We start from the raw sequence: 23,631 nt of genomic DNA on the forward strand, positions 1-23,631 counted from the left end.
GCCGTTAAACGTGCTGAGTCAAGGCATCTACATCGTCGAAACCATCACGAGGTACACGGCAAAAAATGACCGAGAAGACAGAGAACTACCGGGGATATGTTCTCGTAGCGCGGGCCAGCGATTACGGCGCGCGTTGCTGGGCGTGGAAGGACAACTCGCCGGTTCACAAGATGTTAGGCGGGACCGTGAAGGATGCGATTGCTGTCGCACGTCGAGCTATCGATGACGAACTCGGTACACCGCGGCGACAAGGAACGGAGGCTGATGTTGGATACACGGCTGCACTCGCGGCGGTGCTTCCTAACTTGTCGGCCGCGCAAGTTCGGATGCTTCAGGCGCATTATCACGCGCCAGATCGCACAATCACTGCGACCCAACTTGCTGCTGCAGCGGGCTATGCGTCTTACACTGGCGCGAACTTGCAATACGGAATGATAGGGAAGGCAATCCTCGAACAGCATCCACTGAAGGTGGCGGAGAAAAAGGACGGTACGCCGATATATACGTTCGCTCTCGCTGACGAAGCCGTGCGCGACCAGCCGGGCGATATCGACGCGCCCGAGTGGAAATGGAGGATGCTTCCCGCGCTCGCGCACGCGCTCCGCGTATCTGGAACGGTGTCGAACGAATAGGGAAATAGGTGCGTATAAGAACGCTAGGCGGATTACCAGAAAAAAGAGTGAACTATGAGCCTAAAGGATGAACTAGGCGTTGCCTCCGTTAATGAGCTGCGCCATGTGCGCTCGCGCACGAAAGGCACGATGGGGCAGACGGAAATCGACGAATACGAAGAAGTGACTCCCGAGGGATGGGTGGTTGCCACATACACCATCACTGAACATACAAACCTGCGCGGCCTCGAATCAACGCGGTCTATCGCAAAGCAGGTAGTCACCCCGACTGCGTGCACGCCCTCGGAAAAGCGATGAGCGAACGCACTCGCACAAGGATTGGATTTGCCGTCGCGCTTCTCGCCATGGCCTCCCTGGGAGCGTGCTCGCGTGCAGACGGCGACCCAAACGCGACGGCGGACGCGACGAACAGAAACGCGAACGCGCAGTCCGACCAGGCTCGAGCGGCTGCCGAGGGAAAGAAGATTGGTCACGTCCTGCCATTCCGAATCTGTAGGCTGGCAGTCAATGACAACTTCACCAATGGATACACGCTTGAGCAGGCAGAAATTCGCGTGTCAGCATCCGCAAAGCCCGAAGATTGGTTCGCTACGACGGCATCTGCCGCTCAATACTTGGCAGATGCTGGCGTTGCTGAAGCCATCGAACTTGATGTCACACGCGACGACTTGCCGACCGAGGGCGTGGCCGGTATGTACGCGTGGCTCGGCAAAGTCAACATTGGCCGTGACGCTAGCCAATCGAACGGGCGAAAACTCCCATACGATTGGACGGCATTCACGCCAATCCTAACGAGCGCGGAGCGGGCAGCCCCGTTGGACAGCGCAGCTATAAGAGATGCATTCGATGAATTGCCGCAGCGCCTTCAAGAGGACGACAAAGTGAATGAGGCAGCGGCTCGGATCAAGAAGCGATTGGGGCTGAAGTATGTGCCCGATCTTTCGTTCGCGGGGCCGGTTTTCAGCGGAAATGCGATGGCAGACCGAAAGCTCAGCGATTACTACATCGAGGCCGGGGCCGATAGCATTAAGCAGCTCGAACATCTGAATGACTTGGCGCGCGGAGCACCGGCTCACAATCTGGAATGCCCCGACTGGCACTTGTGAGTGTCTAGACTGACGGATGGCGAGCGCAACTAGAAGTGACAGCTCGCGTCGCTCGGCTCGCGTCGCGCTCGGCTGGCGTCGCCGCGTGGGTCCACAAGAAATTCGTCGCCTCCCTACCGCTTTCGCCGGAACTCTTTCGGGTTATAGACTGCTTTCTGCCACGCCGTGGCTTGCTTCCGCCGGCGGCTTCCGCGAACGGCGCGGATAAGCGCCAAGGCTAATACAACGCAGGCAAATGCAAAGAGGCGAGTTCGTTCCTGGTGTACCAACTCCACGATGTGCGAAACCGCGAAGGCCAATTGACCGTTTCGCTCGGCAGATCGGAAAAGCAGGAACAGCCCGCCTAATATGAGCAGCCAGACCAGAGCGATCTTCCCGCGAGATGCGCTTGGCCGAGATTGCAGGTGTCTCAGATTGGGATGGACATATCCGCTTCGATTCGGACTTCCGCTACCAGAATTTCGTCGGCGCATTTCTTCGCGATACCAGTCTCTGTCGTCGAGGCTCATCAAACTTCTCCTAGTCGATTGTCGTTCTTCGAGCACGGATGCCAGACCGCCCGATGCCGCTCGGGCCTCGCTAAAAGCCGTGCTTACCCGAGGCGGCGCTTACAGAACGGCGGGCGGACGAACACCGCCACCGTTCAACTTTTGAACCTTCGTTGTGCTCGCGGCCTTGGTGGTGAACGACCATGTGAGATCTAGCGAACTGTTCTGCGTCCCATTCGCCCCGAATGTGGTCAGAACGCCGACGACATGCACCGTGTACGTGGCGTTTGAGTTGAGCGGCTTGAAGGGAACGCACATCGCAGCGTTCGTGAGTAGCGTATCGTTGGCAGACGTCTGAAGCTGACACGCCACCGCATTCCCGCCGCTGTCGGTGACCGTATAACTCACGGAACTCAACTTGGACATCATGTTGCCCTGGATGGTGATGGGGTAACCGGTGTACGTCTGGTTGTACTGAGGCGCGGACGCGAACGGGCTCGGGATTTCATTGACGTACCAATCCGTCGGAACGTCCGTCTCGTTCGGGTACGGATATGCGATGACTTGCGTGCCGCTCAGGGCGGACGTCTCGTTGCCGAAGTCGATGTTGAATGCCTGCCACGTTGAGCTGGAGGCGCTGCCCACTCCCATGCTTGCGAAGTTGTCGAGCATGAGGACTCGGTGATAGGGAGCGTCGAAGAGCCCCCGGACGCCCACGAGAGAGTCAGTGAATGCGCGCACATCACCGGCAGACGTTACCTCGCCCCAAGTCGAATAGCTGCCTTGCTTGTCGATGCGGTCGCCGGGGTACGCGCCGGTAAATCCTGGCAAGCCAGCAGTCTCCCCATGGCTCAAGATGGAGTTGTCGGCAAGATAGACAGCATGGTTTTGCGACGACGTCGTCAGCCCTTTATCGACCGAGAGTGCGGTCGTGTAACCGACGTTGTGCCGCATGGCATTGAGGTAAGCGACGCTGTCGGCGATGGGGTCTCCGGTGGCCGCAACGCTCTGTACCGTCGATGCCGGGGGCAGGAAGCTCGCTTTCCGCGACGCGGCTGGCGAGCCGCTCTGGCTCCCTGTATTGTTCGAGCTTCCCGCACTGTTCGAGTCGGAGGAGCCCGAACCGCCGCCGCATGCGGCGAGCACGGCGACGGTCAAGGCCGCCAAAGCGGAAAGTCGGATGGACGGCAATGCAGCAGACGACTGTTTCAAACCAAGCCTCATTAAGTTCGTTGGACGCCCTGAGCTGGCGTTCTGATCGTTTTTCGTATTCACCGACCCGTCGCTAGCGAGTGGATCGTTGAACGAAACCAGTGTTGTGTGAAAAGGGTCTTGTCAAGGCAGCGAAGCCGCGCCTACTACGCCGGCGCTATGAACCGCTGCAAATCGGGCACGCCTGCCCGGCCGGCAGGAGCATATTGAGCAGAAAGCTGGTTCTTGCGCGGGCGAAAGACGCGGCATTTCGGGCGTCTTTCGTCTGGACGAAACAGAATGCTGGGTCGACAGGGTTACGCGTCGATTCCCCGCTTGGAAATCGGTAACGCTTGTTTTAAACGTACCGGCGATATATGATATGTATATCACTATACGGAGGTGTGGCAATGAGAATCTTGGTTGATTTACCGGATTCACAGGTCGATGACTTGGCTGCGATTGTGGAAGCAGAGCAACGTCCGCGCGCGGCAGTGATTCGTGACGCCATCGAGGCCTACATCGCACAACGCAAACGCACCCTTGGCACGGACGTGTTCGGCCTGTGGAAAACCAAAAAGGTCGATGGTCTGACGTACCAGCAGGAGCTTCGCTCCGAATGGTGAAAGCGCTGTTTGACACGAATATCCTCATCGACTATCTCGGCGGCATAAGCGCCGCGAAGAAGGAGTTGGGGCGGTATGAATACCGTGCCATCAGCACGATCACGTGGATGGAGGTCCTTGTAGGCGCGTCTTCCGCGGACGAGGGATCGATTCGGGGGTGGCTAGGCACATTCGACGTTATTACGCTTGACAGTGCCATAGCCAATCGCGCGGTCGAAATCCGCAAAGCAAGGCGGGTTCGTCTTCCTGACGCGATCATTTGGGCAACGGCACAGGTGCATTCGATGTTGCTCGTTTCGCGCAATACGAAGGACTTTCCGGCGGACGAACCGGGTATTCGCGTCCCATACAAAGTGTAGGAAGCACGCGCTGGAGCGCATTTAGAATCACGCAAGACATTGATCGCTGCCAGCAGAGCGAGTGCCGGGGTCGGGTTGAACATGGTTTGTTTCCTGCCTCGGTGACACAACGGCATCAGTCAGCGGATCGCCATTGGGCATTTTTCTCGACTCGGCAGATGTGCAGCTTCATTTCGACGCGGCCGACATGTTGGAACAGTCCTTGTCGGAGCTTCGTGACCATGAGTGAGGAAAACGCTATGGACAACCGCGACGCTTACGCCCGACTCGTCGAGGAGCTAGGACAGCTTTTGGTTGACCATATCGAGCGGCATCAACCAGAGGCTTCGCGGTTTGCCGCCATCAAAGCGTTGGGCGCGGCAGCGAAGGCGCTCGCCATGATCTATGGGCCGTCCATCGTGCCGCCCAAGAGTCACGAGGAGCAACTGGAGTGGGCGTACAGGATCTTGCAGGCTGGCTTCGCTGAAAACGTCGATGTGACGGCGAAGCGTTCCCCGAAGCGATAGGACCGCACATGCGCAAAGAGTACGAGCTACAGACGGACGTATTGGACACGATCGTCGCAGCGACACCGGTCAAGAAGAAGCACACCGAGTTGCTGACGGCGTTCGCGACACGCACCGACTACCGGTCTCTGTGTTACGTCATGACCCGCGATATATACGGCACCTCACCGGCTCGGATCATTGATGCCGACGGCCGCGAAATTTCGCCTGACTATCGCACGTGGATCGAGGCGGAACTGCAAGCGCATGGCGGCTCAGCACGCACGCTATGGCTGGCGCACAACGATGCTGGATACCTGATCACCGAAACCGAGCGATTGCTGCATTACTTCGTTCACGACCGTGGCGGCGAACAGGACAATTTCATTCAGGTCGCAGTTTGGGAGGAACAGGAGTTCGTAGAGCGCGAGCTTCTCCCTCGCACCGACCGCTGGGGATTGCCAGATGTCGCAGACCTACGGCATGGGTCGAGCAGCATGGGGGCCGAGCAGTCCGAACGACGCTCACTCGGTCAGCCACGTTACCGACTCCATGAGGTAATAGACATGCATCGGTTCGCCGCGCTTGGGGAGGAGCTTTATCTCGCTCGTCATCGCGTTGACGGCGATCGACGTGTGATCGAGACCGACTGCGATACCGGCCAGCAGCGCGCCCTAACGATACGGGAACTCACGCCGGGCTACGACCAGATGCAATGGTCCGGTCGCCGTTTCTTCAATGACTGGACGGAGTCAAGCGCCGGCCGTACGGGAGAGCGAGTCTGCCAACGCTGGACATTTAATACCCAGGCGGCCTCAAAAGCGAGGTGCAACACTTATCTCGTATAAGGTGTTGCAATGCCCGACAAAACTACTTCATACCAGCACCTTCAACCTGAAGAACGCCTCGCCATCGCAAGCCTACGATTGCAGGACGTGAGCATTCGGGCCATGGCCCGAATGCTCGGGCGCTCGCCCTCCACCGTGAGCCGTGAACTGACGCGCAACAGCTCTCCTGCTGGCTACGCATCAGTGCCAGCTCAAGCGCTGTGCGCCGCCCGCCGTAGGGCTGGTCGCGGCCCCGCCAAGCTTTGCACGCAAGGCGTTCGCTGGCGGATTGTGCTCACGTTGCTGGACTGGAAGTGGTCACCCCAGCAGATATCGGGCACACTTAGGCGGATGTATCCGACCGACCCCGCCCAGCACGTATCGCATGAAACCATTTACACGGCTATCTATGCTCAGCCGCGTGGCGAATTGCGCCGCCAGTTGATTGCCTGCCTGCGCCACGGCCACAACACCCGCATGTCGCGCACGCGCGGCACAGACCGACGCGGGCAGATTCCCGACATGGTGAGTATTCACGTACGCCCGCCCGAAATCGAGGACCGCCTGCTGCCTGGCCACTGGGAAGGCGACTTTATAAAAGGCGCTGGGAACCAATCCTCCGTTGGCGTGCTGGTTGAGCGCACCAGCCGGCTGGTGCTGCTTGCCAAGATGGACGATGCTACCGCCGCCTCAGCTCTGGCGGGCTTCTCGGCCAAACTCAACTCGATTCCTGAACCCCTGCGCCAGAGCTTCACTTATGACCAGGGCAAGGAACTTACGCGCCATCAGGAACTCGCCGCGGCCACCGGCGTGCGGGTGTACTTCTGTGACCCCCATAGCCCCTGGCAACGCGGCACATGTGAAAACACCAACGGCTTGCTGCGACAATACTTGCCCAAAGGAACCGACCTCTCGGTCTACACACAGGACGAACTCGATGCTATCGCCGACAGCCTGAACAACCGGCCGCGCGCAACCCACGCGTTCCATTCGCCATTCGAGGTCTTCGCCGCCACGCTCGCCTCAGCAAGCCAACCTCAAGGCGCTAAACATTAACCCCCCCTGTTGCACCTCGGCTTGAAACCGCCCCAGGACCACGTTGATCAGCAGGGCGTCAGAGAACTTAGCTTTGTCCCTCAGTGGGCGCACACACGCAAGATTGCTGAGCTCAAAAACACGCGGAACCTCGACGTGTATAGCCAGTATGGAATGCTCACGCAGTTCGACGAGCGGATAGGAATGCCCTTCGCATGGTACTTCTACGGGCTGCATGGCAACCTGGTGAAGAGCGGACAGATGGAGCGCGTGTTGGAGGCGGCGGAGGCAGGACTGATCGCGTTGCCCGAGCACGATTATCGTGTCCTGCGACGTTGGGGCGATGCGCCCTATGGATTCTGACGCAGGGCGACCCGACTTGTCCCCGCCTGGAAGTTCCGTGTTCGGCCAGTAAGCGTCGCCCGCGAAATCCTCGCGGACTGCCAATTCGACGGTGACGCTAAGTGCGGTCCCGAGGAAATGCCGGCGTACGCGTCGCGCCTATCGGGCGCTGGCGACGCAGTTGCGCGAAACCCTCGCGTCCGTCTGAGACGGAACGATGCTGTACCCGCATGCTTGACCACACGCGGCGCGAACAGAGAGCGTGCGGCCCGAACAACAAGGAAAAGCGTTGTCTCCGACTAGCGCTACGGTGCGCTTGAAATTGAATTGCGATAAATATCATGACAAACACGACGCGTTTAAAGCTTGTCCAAGCCGGACAGAAGCCAGATTGCAAGGAAATTGATTGGAGCCGCGCGCTACTACTGGTGCTTGTAGCGATTGCTTTCGCGGCACTGGCGGTGATCGCTTACGCCCTCAATCGAGATTATGAATACGACCATCGTGTGTCAGCGGACAAGCTTCATCAAAATCTCCCTCTCGCGCGAGCACTACACGACGCGAAAGCGACCCTTCCCGACGACGTATCGTCCGCCCATTGCTATTTCCGCCCTTGGGGTAGGTGGGGCGAAAGCGGAATGGCTCATGTTCAATGCGACGTTAGCCTTGAAGGACGCGCAGTGCGCGATATGGGCCGCAACGAAACCGTATGGCTTGACGACGTTTACAAAAACCCAAACGAGCCTGGTCATCCATTGCGCGGATTCGACCGCGACACAGATGCCATGCTGGCAACGGACTTTAATTTTCTCATCGCTCGCGGAAGTGACGGCGGCCTCACGGTCCAAAGCAATGTTGACAAAAGCAAGCTTTCGTTCGAGCAGGCAACGGGCATTGTCGTTGCCACGGCCCAGGTTTTCCGCGCCTCTCTGACGGACATACTTGCTAAAGCCTCTCGCAATGCCCCGGACAGTGTTAAGCAAACTTGGCAGCATTGAACGAACTGACGGCAGAGTGTGGTGAGACGTTCAGGTTAGATCGAGCCTTCATGGCCTGGATTAAAAGCGGAGTACCCCAGAACATGGGGGAAGTCGCAGATGAATGGATCAGGTTGCGCAAGATCGACGTCAAAACTCAGCCCCATGTGGAACGCATCAGGCAGCACGCGGCCAGTTGCGGACGTCCGTAGGTACCGTCAGCCTGCCCCTCGAATGACCGCAGCTCGTCGCTCAGCGGCCTGTCATAGCTGCAGTCTAACTGCGCACAGCAAGTGCGACGAAGCGTCGACATGGTCGGCAGAGCGCCGCGCGCGACTCAGTCGTGCCGTACTGCCTGCGTCCGTCCGCCTGCGCATTCCCTTTCAAGCGTTATCCCTCCGCGCTTTACGAAGCGCTGCCTCCAACTGGTCAACTGCGTAGGGCTTGCGAAGGCTCTGCCAATGAAAGTCGCCTGGCTTGATGTCTTGAACCGTATCACCGGATGCGAAAATGACCGAGATGCCCTTGTGCACCGTCGCGATGCGATGAGCGAGCTCGATACCGGAAAGGTCGGGCAGATGCACATCGGTGAGAAGCACGTCGAACGGGGCCTCATCGAATGCGTCGATTGCGGACTGCGCGCTGGACGCGGTTGTTGGGCTATGCCCTAACATTCGGAGCAGTTCACTTACCGCATCGCGCGTCGGCTCGTCATCTTCTACGACCAGCACGCGAAGAGCCATGCGCTCCGCGACCTCGGGCGTGCTTGCAGAAACATGGTTTGCGCCGTCTTTCAAAGGCAGTCCCTCGGAGCCCAAGACCTGCCGGACTTTGGCCGCGAGCTCCTTGCGGCTGTATGGCTTGCTGATGAGCTCAACGTTGGGGTCTAGCCGGCCGCCGTGAACGATTGCGTTTTGCGTATAGCCCGAGGTGAAGAGAACCTGCAAATGCGGCTGCAGCTGTACAGCACGTCGTGCCATTTCAGGACTCTTCAATGTTCCCGGCATCACGACGTCTGTGAAGAGAAGATCGACGTGAACACCACTGCTGAGCACTGCAATAGCTTGGTCGGCGTTGTCTGCCTTCAACACCGTGTAGCCAAGGTCGGTAAACATCGCGATCACCGTCGCTTGCACCTTAGTGTCGTCCTCGACTACGAGCACCGTCTCACTGCCTCCCATGGCGGGAGCATTAAGTCTAGTTGTTGTTTCGCGCGCTTCGGCGGACGTCCGCGGCAGGTAGATGCGTACGGTTGTGCCGTGCTCAGGCTCACTGTAGATGCGGATGTGTCCGCCGCTCTGCTTCACAAAGCCGTAAGCCATGCTGAGACCCAGTCCGGTTCCTTGACCTTCAGGCTTCGTGGTAAAGAACGGGTCAAAGGCTCTCTCGAGCACATCGGCAGACATCCCGCATCCGGTGTCGGTCACGCCAAGCATTACGTATTGACCAGCCGGCACGTCCGAAAGCGAGCGCACGTAGTCGTCGTCAAGCATCGCGTTCGAAAGTTCGAGCGTGAGCTTGCCGCCATCGGGCATTGCGTCACGCGCGTTGATTGCCAGATTTAAAAGAACGTTCTCGAGCTGGTGAACGTCGACGAACGCATTCCAAAGGCCGCCGGACACCACTGTTTCCACTTCGATGGTTTCTCCTAGTGCCCGACGCAGCAGGTCATCCGTGCCGCGGACCATAGCTGCGAGGTTCACGGGCTCCGGCCGAAGCGCTTGGCGCCGACCAAACGCCAGTAATTGCGAGGCGAGCGTTGCGCCGCGCTCGACCGCCTGAATCGCGTTGCCGAAGCGCTCCATTGACCACTGATCCCGGGCGCAGCGGGTTTGCAGCAACTCGAGGTTGCCACGCAAAACCTGCAGCACGTTGTTGAAGTCGTGGGCCACGCCTCCAGTGAGCCTCCCGATTGCCTCCATTTTTTGCGCCCGAAAAAGCGCGGCTTTTGTCTCCTCGAGGAGCTTGTCAGCTTCTCGCTTCTCCGTGACGTCTCGAGTAATTTTTGCAAATCCAAGCAGGGCGCCGGAGTCGTCGCGAATCGCATCGACGATTACGTGGGCGATAAATCGAGTCCCGTCGCGGCGCACACGCCATCCTTCTGATTCGAAACGCCCCTCACGGGCTGCAATCTCGAGGGCACGCTGCGGCAGACCGGCGGCTGCGTCTTCCGGCGTGTAGAACCGGGAAAAGTGCGAGCCCATTATCTCCTGCGCGCTGTAGCCCTTGATGCGCCGCGCGCCGTTGTTCCAATTGGTGACAAATCCGTCTGGCGAGAGCATGTAGATCGCATAATCGGAGACGCCGTCGACGAGTAATCTGAATCGTCGCTCGCTTTCGATTACCGCCTCGTGAGCCTTCCGTTTCTCGCTCTCGTCGCGTACAAGCTTTGCGAAGCCAAATGGGGTGCCGTTTGTATCTACGAGCGCAGTTGTCACGACGCTCGCCCACAACACCGATCCGTCCTTTCGCTTACGCCAGCCCTCGATCGCGGAGCTACCTTTTTCTCGCGCTTGGCGAAGTTCGGCTTCAAATGCCTCTCGATCCTTTGGATCATCGGGAAGCAAGACGGTCGAATGCGCTCCAATGATTTCGTCGTGGCGGTAGCCATAGATGACCTCTGCTCCGGCGTTCCAGGTCGAGATGAAGCCATCGGGCGTTATGGCGAATACTGCAAGTTCGGTGACGGACCGGGCCCACTCCGTTGCCCAATAGTCAGCGGCGGGACGATCCGGCTTCTGGTTGCGAGACATGTCGTTCAATTTTTGTGAAGGGACGCCGTCCATTCTACAAGCGATAGCGACAAGTCAATCGCGCTTGTCCGGATATTGCGCTGCTCGCCGCGAGTTGAGTGCGTTCTGTTTCTTCCGCCAATTCTCAGATCGAAGAGCATCGATCGGTAACGACCTCAAATGCCGGTGCAACGTAACGCCAGATGGATTGATCACACCCGAATGCATGAGCGAAGTCCATCCTAGCGCGCCCTTTACCGGACCCAGTGAAGTTTTTGCAACTCGCGCCGTCGCGTTACCTTTCCGTAAAAATTACTTTGTAAAAGAGGTCAGGCAGAGAGCGCGACATGCGATCCAGTAGGTAAGGGAAGCTCTGCACAACACGTTTCAAAAAACCTGCGTCCTACACAGACGATGGCAGGACGCGAACAGATGCCGGGGCTGATGTTTTGTCGCGACATGTCGGGCCGCCAATGTCGGTGAGAGAGTCGCTAGGGCGCACGGTTTGTCAAATGGAGCGAGAGCCAGAGGCCCACTTCGTTGTGCCCGGCATCTCTACGCTTTGTGCAGCGCCTTGCGCATCATCCATAAATTGCCCAGCGCAAGTAACGTAGTGATCTGAGCGGTGTTCTTCGCCAGTCCCCGGTAACGCGTCTTTAGGTAACCAAACTGTCGCTTGAGGATTCGGAAAGGATGTTCGACCTTCGCACGAATGCCGGCCTTCAGTCGTTCGATTTTGTCGTAGATTGCATCGACACGGTTCTTCAAGTTCAGTTGTCTTCGCTTGCTGGGTCGCATCGCAACATGCCATCGAGCCGAGCCCTTTTGCTGCCGTTTTTCGATGCCCCGATATCCAGCGTCCGCGTAAACATCTGTTTCTTCGCCGTGCAACAACGATAGTGCTGCGTTGATGTCGTGTACGTTAGCCGCTGTTCCGACGACTGTGTGAACCAGGCCTGAGTCCGCGTCCACGCCGACGTGCGCTTTCATGCCGAAGTACCAGTTGCGGCCTTTCTGGGTCGACTGCATCTCTGGGTCGCGTGAACCGGAGCCGTTCTTCGTCGAGCTAGGCGCTGCAATCAACGTGGCGTCGACAGCCGAACCCGCCTTAAGCATCAAGCCCTTCTCGCTCAATATCTCGTTGACTACCGCGAGGATCTTCGCGGCGATACCATGTGTTTCAAGTAGATGCCGAAACCGCAAGATGGTCGTTTCGTCCGGGAGACGGGTCATCGCACCATCGAGGCCCGCGAACTCGCGATACAGCGGGACATCGTAGAGTGCTTCTTCCATCGCCGGATCCGACAGACCGAACCACTGCTGCATGAAGTGCACCTGCAACATCGTCGCAACCGGAAATGGCGGACGCCCAGTTTTCCCCTTCGGATAATGCGGCTCGATCAACGCAATCAGCCTCGACCAAGGCACGACGCGTCTCATCTCGTCGAGAAACTCGCGCTTGCGCGTGCGTTTGGTTGACAGGTTCAAGCCGAGATGAAGTTGCGTCATCGTGATGCCTCCAAGTCGTTCATCTACTGATAGTACTCCTAACCGTTACTTTAAGAAGGAGTTTTGCAGAGGTTCCTAAGCATCGTTAGATGGCAAACCGGGCGTGGGCAGTCGGATCAGGATTTACACAGTGCTTGGCGCTGGAGGAAGTCCCGAACTAGACCAGCTACTCTGTCTTGCGGATTCAACCGGTCGATGCAATAGCTTGATGGAATCTCTCAGCTGGTGTCTCGTAATCTAGCGTCTTTCTTGGACGCTCGTTCAGCCTCCTCGCCACGGCATTGAGTTTGGCTTGCGAATAAACCGACAGATCGATGCCTTTTGGGAAGTACTGTCTCAACAGCCCGTTCGCATTCTCGTTGGAGCCGCGTTGCCACGGATGCTTGGGGTCACAGAAATACACGGGAATGTCAGTGGCGATGGTGAACCGTTTGTGCCCCGCCATCTCTGTGCCGCGATCCCAGGTAAGCGATTTGTAGAGCTCTTGCGGAAGCTTGCCGGCGTGTTTGATGAGCGCCTTGGCGACGGTTTCACTGTCCTTGCTGTCAATCTTGACCAGCATCACATAGCGTGTGTGTCGCTCTACAAGCGTTGCAATCTGACTGTTACCGCTGCCGCACAGGAGGTCGCCTTCCCAGCGCCCCGGAACGGCGCGGTCCTCAACCGTAGCGGGACGTTCACTTATCGAAACAGCGTCGCGGATACGACCGTGATCCTCGGTCTTCTGCGTGTGATGACGTGAGCGACGCATGGCACGGGTGCGTCGCAGGTGCTCCAGCAGCTCTTTCTTCAGCACGCCGCGTGCTTGAATAAAGAGCGTTCGATAGATCGTTTCGTGAGACACGTGGAAGCCCTCGTTGCCCGGCCATGTTCGCTTTAGCCATCCGGCGATCTGCTGCGGAGACCATTCCAGTCGCAGCTTTGCCGCCACGAGTTTTGCCAGCGCCGGTGTCGCGACAAGTTTGCACGCCTTGGGGCGTAGCGCCCGTTGCCAGGCAAGCTCATCGGCGGAGTCGGCCCGATAGCCTTTCTCGCCGCTGTTGCGCTTGATCTCGCGGCAGATCGTCGACGGCGCTCGCGACAGGCGCCGTGCGATCGATTGGATCGAATCATCCGCTGCAAGACCTCTTGAGATTTCTTCGCGCTCGGCAAGCGTGAGCGACCGATTCGATCGCCGTCGCGGCAGAGGCTGGATTCCTCCAGTTTGCGCCAGTATTCCCGCTACGGATGAATGGTAACGATCGAATAGCTGCGCAATATGCTGCAGCGACTCGCCCGCACGCCAGCGCTCCCACATCAGTGCCTTCTGACTCTCACTGTAATAGATTCGGCGTCTCTGTTTCATCGCAACACTCCCGCCGCTTACATAGCGTTATTGTGTTGCATCGACCGGTTGAATCCGCCCTGTTTGAGTGACAAGAAACAAATGCCCATCATCAATGACATGAAGGGCAGAGCATCGAATGCACGCTGCGATTAGTTTCGCATTGATCAGGGGGACGATTGGATCGTCGTCCCCATGTATGACGAGCGTGGGCTGTGGCAGGCGTCGCAGCCACAGCAAGCTGCTCCATCCCCACAGTGCAAGAAGCTGATAGATGTAGCCGCGCCCATTGGGCGTTCGCACGTGGTGGCCGTGCTCCTTGAGCAACTGAGGGTTGCGTCTGTACGCGCCACCATATATTTCGGCACCGACTTTCTGAAGGAAGGCGGGTCCCGGTACCGGCGGGGGCCTAGCATCTTCAAAAGGACTGATAGGCGGGCGGGAAACATGATTACGCCCGGAGTTGTGGCCGCTAGCACGAGACGTCGACAGCGCTTCGGATACCGACGCGCGAACTGTTGCGCAAGTGCGCCTCCCCACGACACGCCCAGCACATCAACCGGCCCGTTGTAGCCGATTTCCGTTAGCAGCCGATCCGTCAGAACGCACAGCGTCGAGAAGCGGTAAGGTTTGCGCGGAGTTGGCGAACCGCCCACCCCTGGGACATCGAAAATAATGACTTCAACATCGCCCAACGCCTCGACAAAAGGTTCGAGCAGTTCCAGATTGGCGCCGATTCCGTTGAAGATAAGAAGGGGCGGCAAAGCAGAGTTGGCGGGGCGAATGCCGACGCGAATAAGTTGACCGTCGAGATCGACCGACTGAATTTTCATGACGACCAAGATGAGAAGTGGTAGTGGCGTCCCGCGCAAGGCGGAGTTGATCGTTGCGCAGGCGAAGAGTCAAAAAGCAAGGATCTCGCGATTTCCACGCAGCGCGGGTATCGGAACGCGAAGCCGAAATCAGGCCGCGACGCATAGCAGCGGACGGCGATAACTGATCGCGGCTGCCCGAAGCAGTCGTTGCTTTGGTTACCTCTCCATTCTAGAGATGAGCGGTCAGCTGCTCCCCTCTCTCGAAGGGAGGGGCTGCAGAAGTGTCGCTTTTCTCCTTCTCCTGCCGTTCGGCGACCGCAACGCGTCCAGTGCCCGCCGCTGGCCCGTCGGTCGCCTCGGAATACTGCTAAAAAACAGGTTAAGAGGCGCGCCCCTGCCCGAAGGGCAGAAACTCCCGTGCGGCGCTACACTGATGCGCATCAGAGGGAGCGGCCGTCAAATTATTGGTGATTCATCCCGTTAAAAAACATGGTCCAGGGACTGATGCGGACCCAGCATTGGTGACGCCGCCAGGCGATCCCGTTCAGGAAAGTGATCAACTCCGCTGTCCCGCCCTCTGACCATCCTATAGGTAGAGGGCAGACATGAAGACGACGAAGTCCCGAGGCGCCGCCAACGCGGCACAGATCACGGTAGTGCACCCTCATGCTGCGGCGATCGACATCGGTGCGCAGTTTCATGTGGTCGCGGTCGGACCGGAACGTGATCCGGAACCGGTCCGCTCATTTCGCAGCTTCACGCAGGAGCTTCACCAGCTCGCGCAGTGGCTCAAGCAGGTGGAAGTCACCACGATCGCCATGGAGTCGACCGGCATTTATTGGATTCCCGCGTTCGAAGTATTAGAAGCGTACGGCTTCGAGGTGGTGTTGGTTAATGCGCGGGACGTGAGGAACGTCCCGGGCCGCAAAACTGATGTCAACGACGCACAGTGGCTGCAGAAGCTTCACGCGTACGGCCTGCTGCGAGCCAGCTTCCGTCCCCGGCATGATATTGCGACGTTACGCGCCTATCTGCGTCAACGCGAACGACTACTCGAGTATGCCGCAGCGCATATCCAGCACATGCAGAAGGCGCTGATGCAGATGAACCTGCAACTGCATCATGTTGTGCAGGACGTCACCGGCGTTACCGGCATGAAGATCATCCGCGCGATCGTCGCCGGAGAACGCAATCCAGAAGAACTAGCCCGACATCGTGACGTCCGCTGCAGGGCATCAATAGAAACGATTCGCGATGCGCTGGTCGGTCATTATCAGGACGAACACGTGTTCGAATTGACCCAGGCAGTCGCGCTCTATGACTTTTATCAGACGCAAGTTAAGCAGTGCGACGAACGTATTGAACTCGTGCTTCGGCAACTACAGGAAAATGCGGCGCCGGTGAACACCCCACTGCCTGCCGCGCGTCGTCGGAGCAAGCAGTCAAACGACTTCTCGTTCGATGTGCGCGCAGAACTCTACGACGTGCTCGGCGTGGACCTGACACAGATCCACGGACTCGGCCCCTACCTTGCGCTGAAACTGGTCGCCGAATGCGGCACCGACATGTCGCGCTGGCCGACGGTGAAACACTTCACATCGTGGCTGTGTCTGGCGCCGGGCAACAAGATTTCCGGCGGCAAAGTGCTGTCCTCCAAAACGCGTCGCTCATCCAGCAAGGCTGCTGCTGCGCTGCGTCTCGCTGCCGTCACGATTGGCAAGACGGACACAGCCCTCGGCGGTTTCTACCGACGGCTGTCGGCGCGGATTGGAAAAGCAAAGGCCGTCACGGCTACGGCCCGCAAGGTCGCGGTGCTGTTCTATAACACATTGCGTTTCGGGATAAAGTATGTAGACCCCGGCGCCGAATATTATGAAGAACGCTACCGGCAGCGGGTCCTGAAAAATCTCACCCGACGAGCCGAATCCTTGGGCTTCGTATTGCAAGCCAAACCGACTTGACGCAGAAGAGTTTCTCAGGAAATTTCACTTTCGCCGCTTGTTCGCCTTCGCAAGAAGGGGCGGAGCGACGGACTTGCCCGCGGAAGGCGATGCCGCTGCCAAACTGTCCCGCGTCGGCTCCGTGCGCAAGAATTGACCTGACAACGTCAACCACCGGCGAGATTGTCTCGCTGAGCTTCTGCGAAGTCTCGAGGTACCGGCCCTGATGCAGGTTCTCGTTGTTGATCAAGCCAAGCCATGCGGGGTTGTCCCACAGGTGCGTCAATATGGACGTCGCCAGCCTTGCCATCGCCTCAGGAGGTTGCAGGCCGGTCAGGTCGAACTCGCTCTCCCACTTCGCGTAGTCGGCGTACATGGCCTCCAACACGGCGACGTAGAGCAACTCCTTACTGCGGAAGTAGTCGTAAAGCATCCGCTCGTTCGAGCCAGCTGGTGAAAGGCACGTGTCGCAATTCCTCTCGGTGTCTCCTGCACGAAAGGGAATCGTATGTCGCTTGGACGACTGTAAAGACCAACATTGCGCCGGCGACAATGGCGATCGAGTGGCCGTCGGACTCTGTCAAGAGACGCTCGGCTTAGCGAAAGCCGACCGGCCGAAGCGGGTCGGTTTCCGTCAGCGGTCTGACGTCAGTGAAAGTTGCGGCTCGACGTGGCCAAGTTGCCAAGGAGCGTCGTCATGTCGACGAGTCGATTCGCGACAAGGTGCTTTACCTCGCCTTCCTTCTGCCAGACGCCATAGACGCCGAGCAGCGAGGCTCCCAGCGCTTCCTTCCTGAACTTCTCGACCAACGACGGCCAGACGATAACGTTGATCTGGCCGGTCTCGTCTTCCAGGGTAATAAAGAGGACCCCGTTCGCTGTGCCCGGACGCTGACGCACGGTGACGATCCCGCACGCCTTGGCAAGCCGCCCGTTGGGATAGGTGGCGAGCTTCGAGGCCGCAAAGATCTTCTTCTCGTTGAGCCGTTCGCGCAGCAACGCGAGAGGGTGCCGGTTCAACGTCAGGCCCGTCGAGCGATAGTCGCTCACGATTTCCTGCGCCTCGTTAGGTGCGGCAAGCAGCGGCAGTTCTTCCTCGCGCGTCGTGGCGCGTAACAGGTCCTTGTCGGGCACGGCCGCGACCGCTTGCCAGAGCGCCTCGCGCCGATTGCCAGATAGCGCCGATAGGGCGTTCGCGTCCGCGAGCAACTGGAGGTCGCGACGATCGAGCCGCGCACGGTTCGCAAGGTCGTTGACCGACTCAAAAGGGCGCACCGCGCGTGCGGCCTCGATGCGAGCAGCCGATTCGTCACGCATGCCGCGAATCAGCGACAGGCCGAGCCGCACCGGCGCCATTGAGCCGTCGCCTTCCAAGAACGAATCCCAGTTGCTTATCGTGACGTCGATCGGCAGCACCCGCACCTTATGGCGCTTTGCGTCCTGCACGAGTTGCGACGGTGAGTAGAAGCCCATCGGCTGACTGTTGAGCATCGCGCAGAGAAACGCCGCCGGTTCGTGGCACTTCAGCCAGCAGCTTGCATAGACCAGCAGCGCGAAGCTCGCCGCGTGGCTCTCCGGAAAGCCGTACTCACCGAAGCCCTGGATCTGCGCGAAGATGGATTCAGCGAACTCGCGGTCGTAGCCGCGCTCGAGCATGCCGTTCACGATGCGATCGTAATAGTGCTGCAGTCCGCCTTTTCGCTTCCAAGCGGCCATTGCGCGGCGGAGCTGGTCGGCCTCGCCGGCGGTGAAGCCTGCCGCGAGCATGGCGACCTGCATCACCTGCTCCTGAAAGATCGGCACGCCGAGCGTGCGAGCGAGCGCCGTTTCCATCTCGGGTGAGGGGAACGACACTGCTTCCAGTCCTTGTCGCCGGCGCAGGTACGGATGGACCATGCCGCCCTGAACCGGGCCCGGCCGCACGATCGCGACTTCAATCACGAGGTCATAGAACTGGCGCGGTTGCAGCCGCGGCAACATGCTCATCTGCGCACGTGATTCGATCTGGAACACGCCGACGGTATCGGCGCGGCAGATCATCTCGTACGTCTTCGCGTCTTCTGCGGGGATGTCCTGCAATTCAAATGGCTCGCCGCGTTGCTTGGAAATCAGGTCCATCGTGCGCCGGATCGCCGACAGCATGCCGAGCGCGAGCACGTCGATCTTGAGCAGCCCCAGCGCTTCGAGGTCGTCCTTGTCCCACTGGATCACGCTGCGATCAACCATCGCGGCATTTTCGATCGGCACAAGCCGCGAGAGCTTGCCACGCGCGATGACGAAGCCGCCGGTGTGCTGCGACAGATGGCGGGGGAAGTTGAGCAACTGCGATGCGAGGGTGGCCCACTGCTGGATGATCGGCGTCGAGGTATCGAGTCCCGATTCAACGAAGCGATTGAGCAGGTCCGCGCTGGAGTCGAACCAGTGGTGCGACTTGGCCACCTTGTCGACGATGACCGGATCGACGCCAAGCGCCTTGCCCGAGTCGCGTAAGGCACTCTTGGGCCGATATGTCGTCACGGCGGCCGCGAGCGCCGCGCGGGTGCGTGTGTACTTGCGATAGATGTACTGGATGACTTCTTCGCGCCGCTGGTGCTCGAAGTCCACGTCGATGTCGGGCGGCTCGCCTCGCTCTTTCGAGATGAAGCGCTCGAAGAGCATAGAGCTGCGCGCGGGATCGACTTCGGTCACGCCCAGGCAGTAGCAGACCGCAGAGTTGGCCGCCGACCCGCGACCCTGACACAGGATGCCCTCGTTGCGCGCGAAGCGCACGAGGTCGTAAACAGTCAGGAAGTAAGGCTCGTACCGAAGATCGGCGATCAGCGCCAGTTCGTGCTCGATCTGCGTTTGCACCTTGTGCGGAATGCCTGCCGGGAACCGGCGATGCGCGCCGATGTAGGTTTCCTGCCGCAGATAGGCGGTCGGTGTCGTGCCTTCGGGAATCAGCTCGTCGGGATATTCGTAGCGCAGTTCGTCCAACGAGAAAGTGCAGCGACTGGCGATCGTCAGCGTTTCGGCCAGCGCCCGCTCGGGATAGAGATTCGCAAGCCGTAGGCGGGCGCGAAGGTGTTGCTCGGCGTTCTGCGCCAGTTCGAAGCCACATTCGGCAATGGAGCGGTTCAGGCGCACGGCCGTCAGCGTATCCTGCAGCGGCTTGCGAGAGCGCACGTGCATGGTGACGCCACCGGTGGCCACGATCGGGACCCCATGCTGGTCGGCGACATGCTCGACGATGCCGCGATGGATGTCGTCCATCGCGCGAGCGTGGAGTGTTAGCGCCGCCCAGCAACGGCCCTCGAACGTGCGCGCGAGCCATTCCATCTGTGATTCTAGTCGTTCCTCTTTCGCCGGATACTCAGGCGAGAGGATGATGAGGCAGTCGGGCAGTCCCTTCAGGTGTTCATACGGCGCTTCTGGCCGTGCGAGGTCGTTTGGCGTCAGCAGGTACGTGCCTTTCGACGTGCGCGTGCGCGCAAGGGTGATGAGTTCCGACAGGTTCCCATAGCCGTTGCGATTCATGGCAAGCGCCGTGAAGGCGAGCGCTGGCGTGCCATCCGGGTTCGTCAACTGAAAGTGCGCGCCAACGATGAGCCGGATATTCGCTTCCTTGGCAGCTACGTGCGCGCGGACGATGCCGGCGAGCGAACACTCGTCGGTGATGGCAATCGCAAGGTAGCCAAGCTGCTCCGCGCGCAGGATCAGTTCTTCCGAGTGCGAGGCGCCACGCAGGAACGTGAAGTTGGAGAAGCACTGCAACTCGGCGTAGCCGGGCAGCATGGAGGCGTACACGTCCATCGCCTTACCCGAACAGGCCGTGTAGGAACCATCGAGGATCTTCTTCGTCGCGGCTTCCAACCCGCTCGCGGTAGATCCAGTAGCAGGTGTGGTCGTCGGCTTCGGCGACGAAGTAATCGCGCGTGACGAGCTCGCCTGCCCACCATCCCGCTTCGACGCGCTCGCCGGGCGATACGGTGCGCAACGGACTGCCGTAGAACGGCCGGTGCTGACGCGTCATCAACTGGATCGGCGTCTCAAGCAGCCACGATGGCCGCGGCTGATCGCCGGGAAGCAAGCATCCTTTAGTGTCGCTGGTCACCGGGACCCAGTTCGATACGATCTCGGGGCGGTGATCGGCCACGGGCGCGGCGCGCAGCACGTTCTCATGACCCAGGCGCGCAACGAGCAGTTCCATCAGCCGGTTATGGTCGGCGGCGCTGCCGCCCGGCTCGGGAAATAGCGTGTCGGACGGCGGCTCGGCCGCTTCGACGTCGTTCACTTCCAGGCGCACGGCGATGACCGCGGCCGCCAGTTCGACGCGACCAAGCCGCTCTTTCAGCAAGCGCGTCAGGTGTTCCTCGTGCCATGTTGGTTCCGCGAGCGCCACTTCAATCGTCGTTGGCGGCAACGCCGCACGCCCGCGCTCATGTTCAAGCTCGACCGAAAAGCGCGTGATCGCCAGTTGCTTGCTGGCGAGCCAACCGGTCAACTGCACGATGAGTCGACGTGCGACGAACAGCACGGCTTCCGCATGCTCGACTCGATCCGGCAGTTCGATACGTGCATTGAACGACGGCGGCGTCTGGACCCATTCGTAGAGTTCCGGCGCTTCGCCGACCGCGCGATCAAGCGTATCGAGCAGCGCGGTCCCGCAGCGCTTTTTGAGACCCGCGCGTGGCAAGCGCCGCAGGTCCGCGACGCTCGTGCATCCGAGACCGTCAAACCAGTCGGCGTAGCGCCGGGCTTCCAACACCAGCAGGGCGGGCAAGCGCGGCAACTGACGCATGAGCGAGCGGATGGAAAGACGCAGGCCGCCGCGATAGCGGGCCATCAGCCAGGCGCTCTGGCCGGTGGGGGCAACGCTCGTGCGGACCGTGAAGCCGAACGCGCCCAGCGAGGATCGGATCGCACGTCTGAGCGCGCGCACGCCACCGAATAGCCGCAAGCTCGCCGACACGTCGACCAGTACCGTCTGCTCCTCAGCGATCGCTACTTGCGGGCTGAACTGCATGAGCGCTGTGGCGACGTCGGCGACGGCCTGCTGCTCTTTCAATTCGTCCTTGTCGTGAATGCGTGCATCGGGCGCGAGCGTCAGAACCCCGCCTTTGCGCATGCCGATCCGAACGCCGGCCTCGTGCGCCGCCTGATCGAGCGCGACGACACGCTCATGGTCGAGCACGACCAAGCCCAAACCCGAGGCCGCCTCAATCGTGGACGACCAGTTCGGCTGGAAGACTTCTCGGCTGAGGTGCGGCAGATACACGCCGATCCACACTTGCATGGCGATTCAACAGGATAGGCGAATGGGTCAGTCCAACGACAAGCGGCTTATCACGCGTGGAGCCGCGCCGCTTCACGAACTCCAATGAGACGCTGTCGCGCGCCGGACGTACCGCGATGCGAAGCGGGGCAGGCGACGTATCGCTCGCGGCGGCCAGCGGCCGGACCATGAAGAACAGCGAGTCGCTAGTCTGCGCGGCGAGGTGCAGGCGGCGCAGCGCTTCCGGTCGCACATGGGTTTGCCAAAAGAGGAGGGCGCCAAACGTACCGGCACGAAGGATCTGCTCGCCGGCCCACAGCGCGTCCGCCGTCTTGCTCGCGCGCACGACGTTGACCGCCGTCTCAGGCAGGCCCCAGTACGCCGCCGCTTCGGGCTGGAAGCGGTGCGGCGGCTGCAGCAAAGCAATGCGCCGCTGCGCGACCGACCTAAGCGCGGGCAGCAACAACCGCAATTCGCCGACGCCCGGCTGCTGCACCAAGAGCTCGGTCAGCGCACTTTTTGGCCAACCGCCGCCCGGCAGTTCGGCTGTGAGATGCTCGAACCCACACGGCACGACGTTCACGCGAGCGGAGCCCAGCTGCGACCCCCGCCAAATCGATGGATGAATGTCTTCGAGGGCTAACGCTCCCATGTCGGACCTCGTACTGTATGTTTGTACAGTAGTCTACACCATGAGGGGTTCAAATGATCTCGGCCTTCCTAGCGGTGCGCGGGCTCAAATGGCCGACAGCCAGTAACTCTGTCGTTTTCTCGCATCAGTCGGGTAATGCCTCATCGAGTAGACGTTACCGATCTGAGCGTTCCGGCATTCGATGCGTTTGGAGAACAAATAGAGCAAATCCCGCACCGGTCAGCAATGAAAACGAGGCTTGATGTCGATACCACAAGTCGTTGGTCGGAAAACCAGCGAATAAAAGAAGAATATCCTTCCTTAGTAAACGATTGCGCGAGCCATTTTTCCTGTAGCAAACGATTACCGGGTGTAACGAAATGTTGCAAAGCGGCCGGTGTAGTCAGACAATTCGCTCGCGCCCTGACGAAAGGCGCAACGAGCAACTGAATCCACTTATTTGGTCCGCCGCCATGATCCATGCTTCTTCCGACCTCGGCTCCATCCGCGACTTGAACATGTCGTACCTCATGCTCGCGCGACGCGTCCTGGCGTCGGATCGCGAGGCGGCACAGTCACATTTGGGTATATCGGCGGAAATGGCGGATACGCTACTGAAGCTCTCGCCGGCGCAAACCGAGAAGCTGGCATCGTCGTCGCAGGTGCTGTGCTTCTTCCGGATGCGCGCAGATGCGATCCTGGCTGGCCTCGCCGGTCGTGGCAACAAAGCGACGGTCTCGGCCGTAACCAACGACGCTTTGCTGACGGCCTGATCATGACCACGACCACCGCCTCGAAAAGCCTCGCTGACGAAGCTGCACAGGTCATGCGCGCAGTCACGCTCATTAAACTGGGCGCTCGCATGCAGGTGCTGGAGTCGGAGATTCCGAAGCTGCCGTGAGCGACTGATTCGCCTGTACCGGGAAGTGAAGGGGGCATCGCCGCCCAAAGGCATGCTCCCGTTCTCGGAGGACTGGTATCTGACGTGGGCGCCGAACATCCATACGTCGATGTTTGCCAACGTCTATGCGTTTCTTGAAACGTACAGCGACGGCCTTGATCGAGTTGACTTGCTGACTCGCGCGTACGGGCTCTATGCAGAGCATTTCCAGATGCAAGGCGAACTGCTGCAAATGGATTTGACGCGTGCCTGGACGTTTATCCGCTTCAGGGACGCCGGGATCCTTCGTCTTGCGGGCTGCACACGCTGCCGCGGCAAGTTCGTCGCCCACGCGCATGAGCCGTCGCACTCAATGGTCTGTGGCATTTGCCGGCCGCCGTCCCGCGCAGGCAAGACCAAGGCGGCCGCCAAAGCAGCGCTGGAGCGCAGTGTGGCATTGGCACAGGCGGCCTGACCG

20 protein-coding genes and 3 pseudogenes are annotated in these 23,631 nt (G+C 59.7%); 13 read left to right on the plus strand and 10 right to left on the minus strand.

Annotated elements, in window-relative coordinates; translation table 11 throughout:
* Nucleotides 1–65: 65 nt before the first annotated feature.
* Together AWB79_RS14040 and AWB79_RS14045 are read left to right on the plus strand one after the other, a co-directional pair.
* A complete protein-coding gene (locus tag AWB79_RS14040; RefSeq protein ID WP_061168020.1) occupies nucleotides 66–632 on the plus strand; it encodes a hypothetical protein in 567 nt (188 codons plus the stop codon).
* Between the two features lie 293 nt (nucleotides 633–925).
* Entirely contained in the window at nucleotides 926–1,738 is an 813-nt protein-coding gene (locus AWB79_RS14045) for a hypothetical protein (protein ID WP_157695779.1), read from the plus strand.
* A 113-nt stretch (nucleotides 1,739–1,851) separates the two neighbouring features.
* On the opposite strand, the gene AWB79_RS39500 is transcribed toward AWB79_RS14045, so the two are convergent.
* Together AWB79_RS39500 and AWB79_RS14050 are read right to left on the minus strand one after the other, a co-directional pair.
* The gene (locus AWB79_RS39500) at nucleotides 1,852–2,247 is read right to left on the minus strand and encodes a hypothetical protein (protein ID WP_157695780.1); all 396 of its coding nucleotides are present in this window, start codon (nucleotides 2,245–2,247) and stop codon (nucleotides 1,852–1,854) included.
* 99 nt (nucleotides 2,248–2,346) lie between these two features.
* Nucleotides 2,347–3,501, minus strand: a complete 1,155-nt coding sequence (locus AWB79_RS14050) for a CAP domain-containing protein (protein ID WP_232470906.1) — start codon at nucleotides 3,499–3,501, stop codon at nucleotides 2,347–2,349.
* Between the two features lie 326 nt (nucleotides 3,502–3,827).
* Between AWB79_RS14050 and AWB79_RS14060 the strand changes: the two genes are divergently transcribed.
* The 8 genes and pseudogenes from AWB79_RS14060 (at nucleotide 3,828) to AWB79_RS41050 (ending at nucleotide 8,280) form a co-directional block, all read left to right on the plus strand.
* The gene (locus AWB79_RS14060; RefSeq protein WP_061168024.1) at nucleotides 3,828–4,043 is read left to right on the plus strand and encodes a ribbon-helix-helix protein, CopG family; all 216 of its coding nucleotides are present in this window, start codon (nucleotides 3,828–3,830) and stop codon (nucleotides 4,041–4,043) included.
* Complete coding sequence (locus AWB79_RS14065) at nucleotides 4,037–4,402, plus strand: type II toxin-antitoxin system VapC family toxin (RefSeq protein ID WP_061168025.1); 366 nt, start codon at nucleotides 4,037–4,039, stop codon at nucleotides 4,400–4,402. Before AWB79_RS14060 ends, AWB79_RS14065 begins: the two co-directional genes overlap by 7 nt.
* Nucleotides 4,403–4,641: 239 nt before the next feature.
* Complete coding sequence (locus AWB79_RS14070; RefSeq protein ID WP_157695781.1) at nucleotides 4,642–4,908, plus strand: hypothetical protein; 267 nt, start codon at nucleotides 4,642–4,644, stop codon at nucleotides 4,906–4,908.
* 8 nt (nucleotides 4,909–4,916) lie between these two features.
* Nucleotides 4,917–5,735 carry a hypothetical protein gene (locus AWB79_RS14075; RefSeq protein ID WP_198399025.1) on the plus strand — a complete coding sequence of 273 codons (819 nt, stop codon included), beginning with the start codon at nucleotides 4,917–4,919 and terminating at the stop codon, nucleotides 5,733–5,735.
* Between the two features lie 9 nt (nucleotides 5,736–5,744).
* On the plus strand, nucleotides 5,745–6,770 hold the full coding sequence (locus tag AWB79_RS14080; protein ID WP_061168027.1) for an IS30 family transposase: 1,026 nt from the start codon (nucleotides 5,745–5,747) through the stop codon (nucleotides 6,768–6,770).
* 54 nt (nucleotides 6,771–6,824) lie between these two features.
* Nucleotides 6,825–7,112, plus strand: a pseudogene (locus AWB79_RS14085) (hypothetical protein); the annotation flags it as partial.
* A 320-nt stretch (nucleotides 7,113–7,432) separates the two neighbouring features.
* Nucleotides 7,433–8,089: a hypothetical protein gene (locus tag AWB79_RS14090; RefSeq protein ID WP_061168029.1), complete on the plus strand. Its 657-nt coding sequence runs from the start codon at nucleotides 7,433–7,435 to the stop codon at nucleotides 8,087–8,089.
* On the plus strand, nucleotides 8,086–8,280 hold the full coding sequence (locus AWB79_RS41050; RefSeq protein ID WP_074169377.1) for a DUF6434 domain-containing protein: 195 nt from the start codon (nucleotides 8,086–8,088) through the stop codon (nucleotides 8,278–8,280). Before AWB79_RS14090 ends, AWB79_RS41050 begins: the two co-directional genes overlap by 4 nt.
* Before the next feature lie 171 nt (nucleotides 8,281–8,451).
* Here AWB79_RS41050 and AWB79_RS14095 read toward each other — a convergent pair whose 3' ends face one another.
* The 4 genes and pseudogenes from AWB79_RS14095 to phaZ form a co-directional block, all read right to left on the minus strand.
* Entirely contained in the window at nucleotides 8,452–10,821 is a 2,370-nt protein-coding gene (locus AWB79_RS14095) for a PAS domain S-box protein (RefSeq protein WP_061168069.1), read from the minus strand.
* Between the two features lie 534 nt (nucleotides 10,822–11,355).
* Nucleotides 11,356–12,309, minus strand: coding sequence for an IS5 family transposase (locus AWB79_RS14100; protein ID WP_061168030.1), 954 nt, complete (start codon nucleotides 12,307–12,309; stop codon nucleotides 11,356–11,358).
* Nucleotides 12,310–12,493: 184 nt separating this feature from the next.
* A complete protein-coding gene (locus AWB79_RS14105; protein ID WP_061168031.1) occupies nucleotides 12,494–13,654 on the minus strand; it encodes an IS30 family transposase in 1,161 nt (386 codons plus the stop codon).
* A gap of 27 nt (nucleotides 13,655–13,681) precedes the next feature.
* A pseudogene (phaZ, locus tag AWB79_RS38275) lies at nucleotides 13,682–14,466 on the minus strand (poly(3-hydroxyalkanoate) depolymerase).
* Between the two features lie 587 nt (nucleotides 14,467–15,053).
* On the opposite strand from phaZ, the gene AWB79_RS14110 reads away from it, so the two are divergent.
* Nucleotides 15,054–16,409, plus strand: coding sequence for an IS110 family RNA-guided transposase (locus AWB79_RS14110; protein ID WP_061168032.1), 1,356 nt, complete (start codon nucleotides 15,054–15,056; stop codon nucleotides 16,407–16,409).
* On the opposite strand, the gene AWB79_RS14115 is transcribed toward AWB79_RS14110, so the two are convergent.
* The 4 genes from AWB79_RS14115 to imuA form a co-directional block, all read right to left on the minus strand.
* Nucleotides 16,357–16,821, minus strand: a complete 465-nt coding sequence (locus tag AWB79_RS14115) for a hypothetical protein (RefSeq protein ID WP_198399026.1) — start codon at nucleotides 16,819–16,821, stop codon at nucleotides 16,357–16,359. The two genes, AWB79_RS14110 and AWB79_RS14115, sit on opposite strands and share 53 nt — an antisense overlap.
* Nucleotides 16,822–17,036: 215 nt before the next feature.
* The gene (locus tag AWB79_RS14120) at nucleotides 17,037–20,180 is read right to left on the minus strand and encodes an error-prone DNA polymerase (RefSeq protein ID WP_061168033.1); all 3,144 of its coding nucleotides are present in this window, start codon (nucleotides 20,178–20,180) and stop codon (nucleotides 17,037–17,039) included.
* Nucleotides 20,181–20,184: 4 nt separating this feature from the next.
* Nucleotides 20,185–21,663, minus strand: a complete 1,479-nt coding sequence (locus tag AWB79_RS14125; RefSeq protein WP_061168034.1) for a Y-family DNA polymerase — start codon at nucleotides 21,661–21,663, stop codon at nucleotides 20,185–20,187.
* Entirely contained in the window at nucleotides 21,587–22,294 is a 708-nt protein-coding gene (gene imuA / locus AWB79_RS14130; protein ID WP_061168035.1) for a translesion DNA synthesis-associated protein ImuA, read from the minus strand. The genes AWB79_RS14125 and imuA overlap by 77 nt, the downstream gene beginning before the upstream one ends.
* A 452-nt stretch (nucleotides 22,295–22,746) precedes the next feature.
* On the opposite strand from imuA, the gene AWB79_RS14135 reads away from it, so the two are divergent.
* Nucleotides 22,747–23,046 (plus strand): flagellar transcriptional regulator FlhD, encoded by a 300-nt coding sequence (locus AWB79_RS14135; RefSeq protein ID WP_061168036.1) that lies wholly within the window; start codon nucleotides 22,747–22,749, stop codon nucleotides 23,044–23,046.
* A 2-nt stretch (nucleotides 23,047–23,048) separates the two neighbouring features.
* Nucleotides 23,049–23,628: pseudogene (gene flhC, locus AWB79_RS14140) on the plus strand (flagellar transcriptional regulator FlhC).
* The last annotated feature ends 3 nt before the right edge of the window (nucleotides 23,629–23,631 follow it).

Source organism: Caballeronia hypogeia (assembly GCF_001544875.2).
GTDB lineage: Bacteria > Pseudomonadota > Gammaproteobacteria > Burkholderiales > Burkholderiaceae > Caballeronia > Caballeronia hypogeia.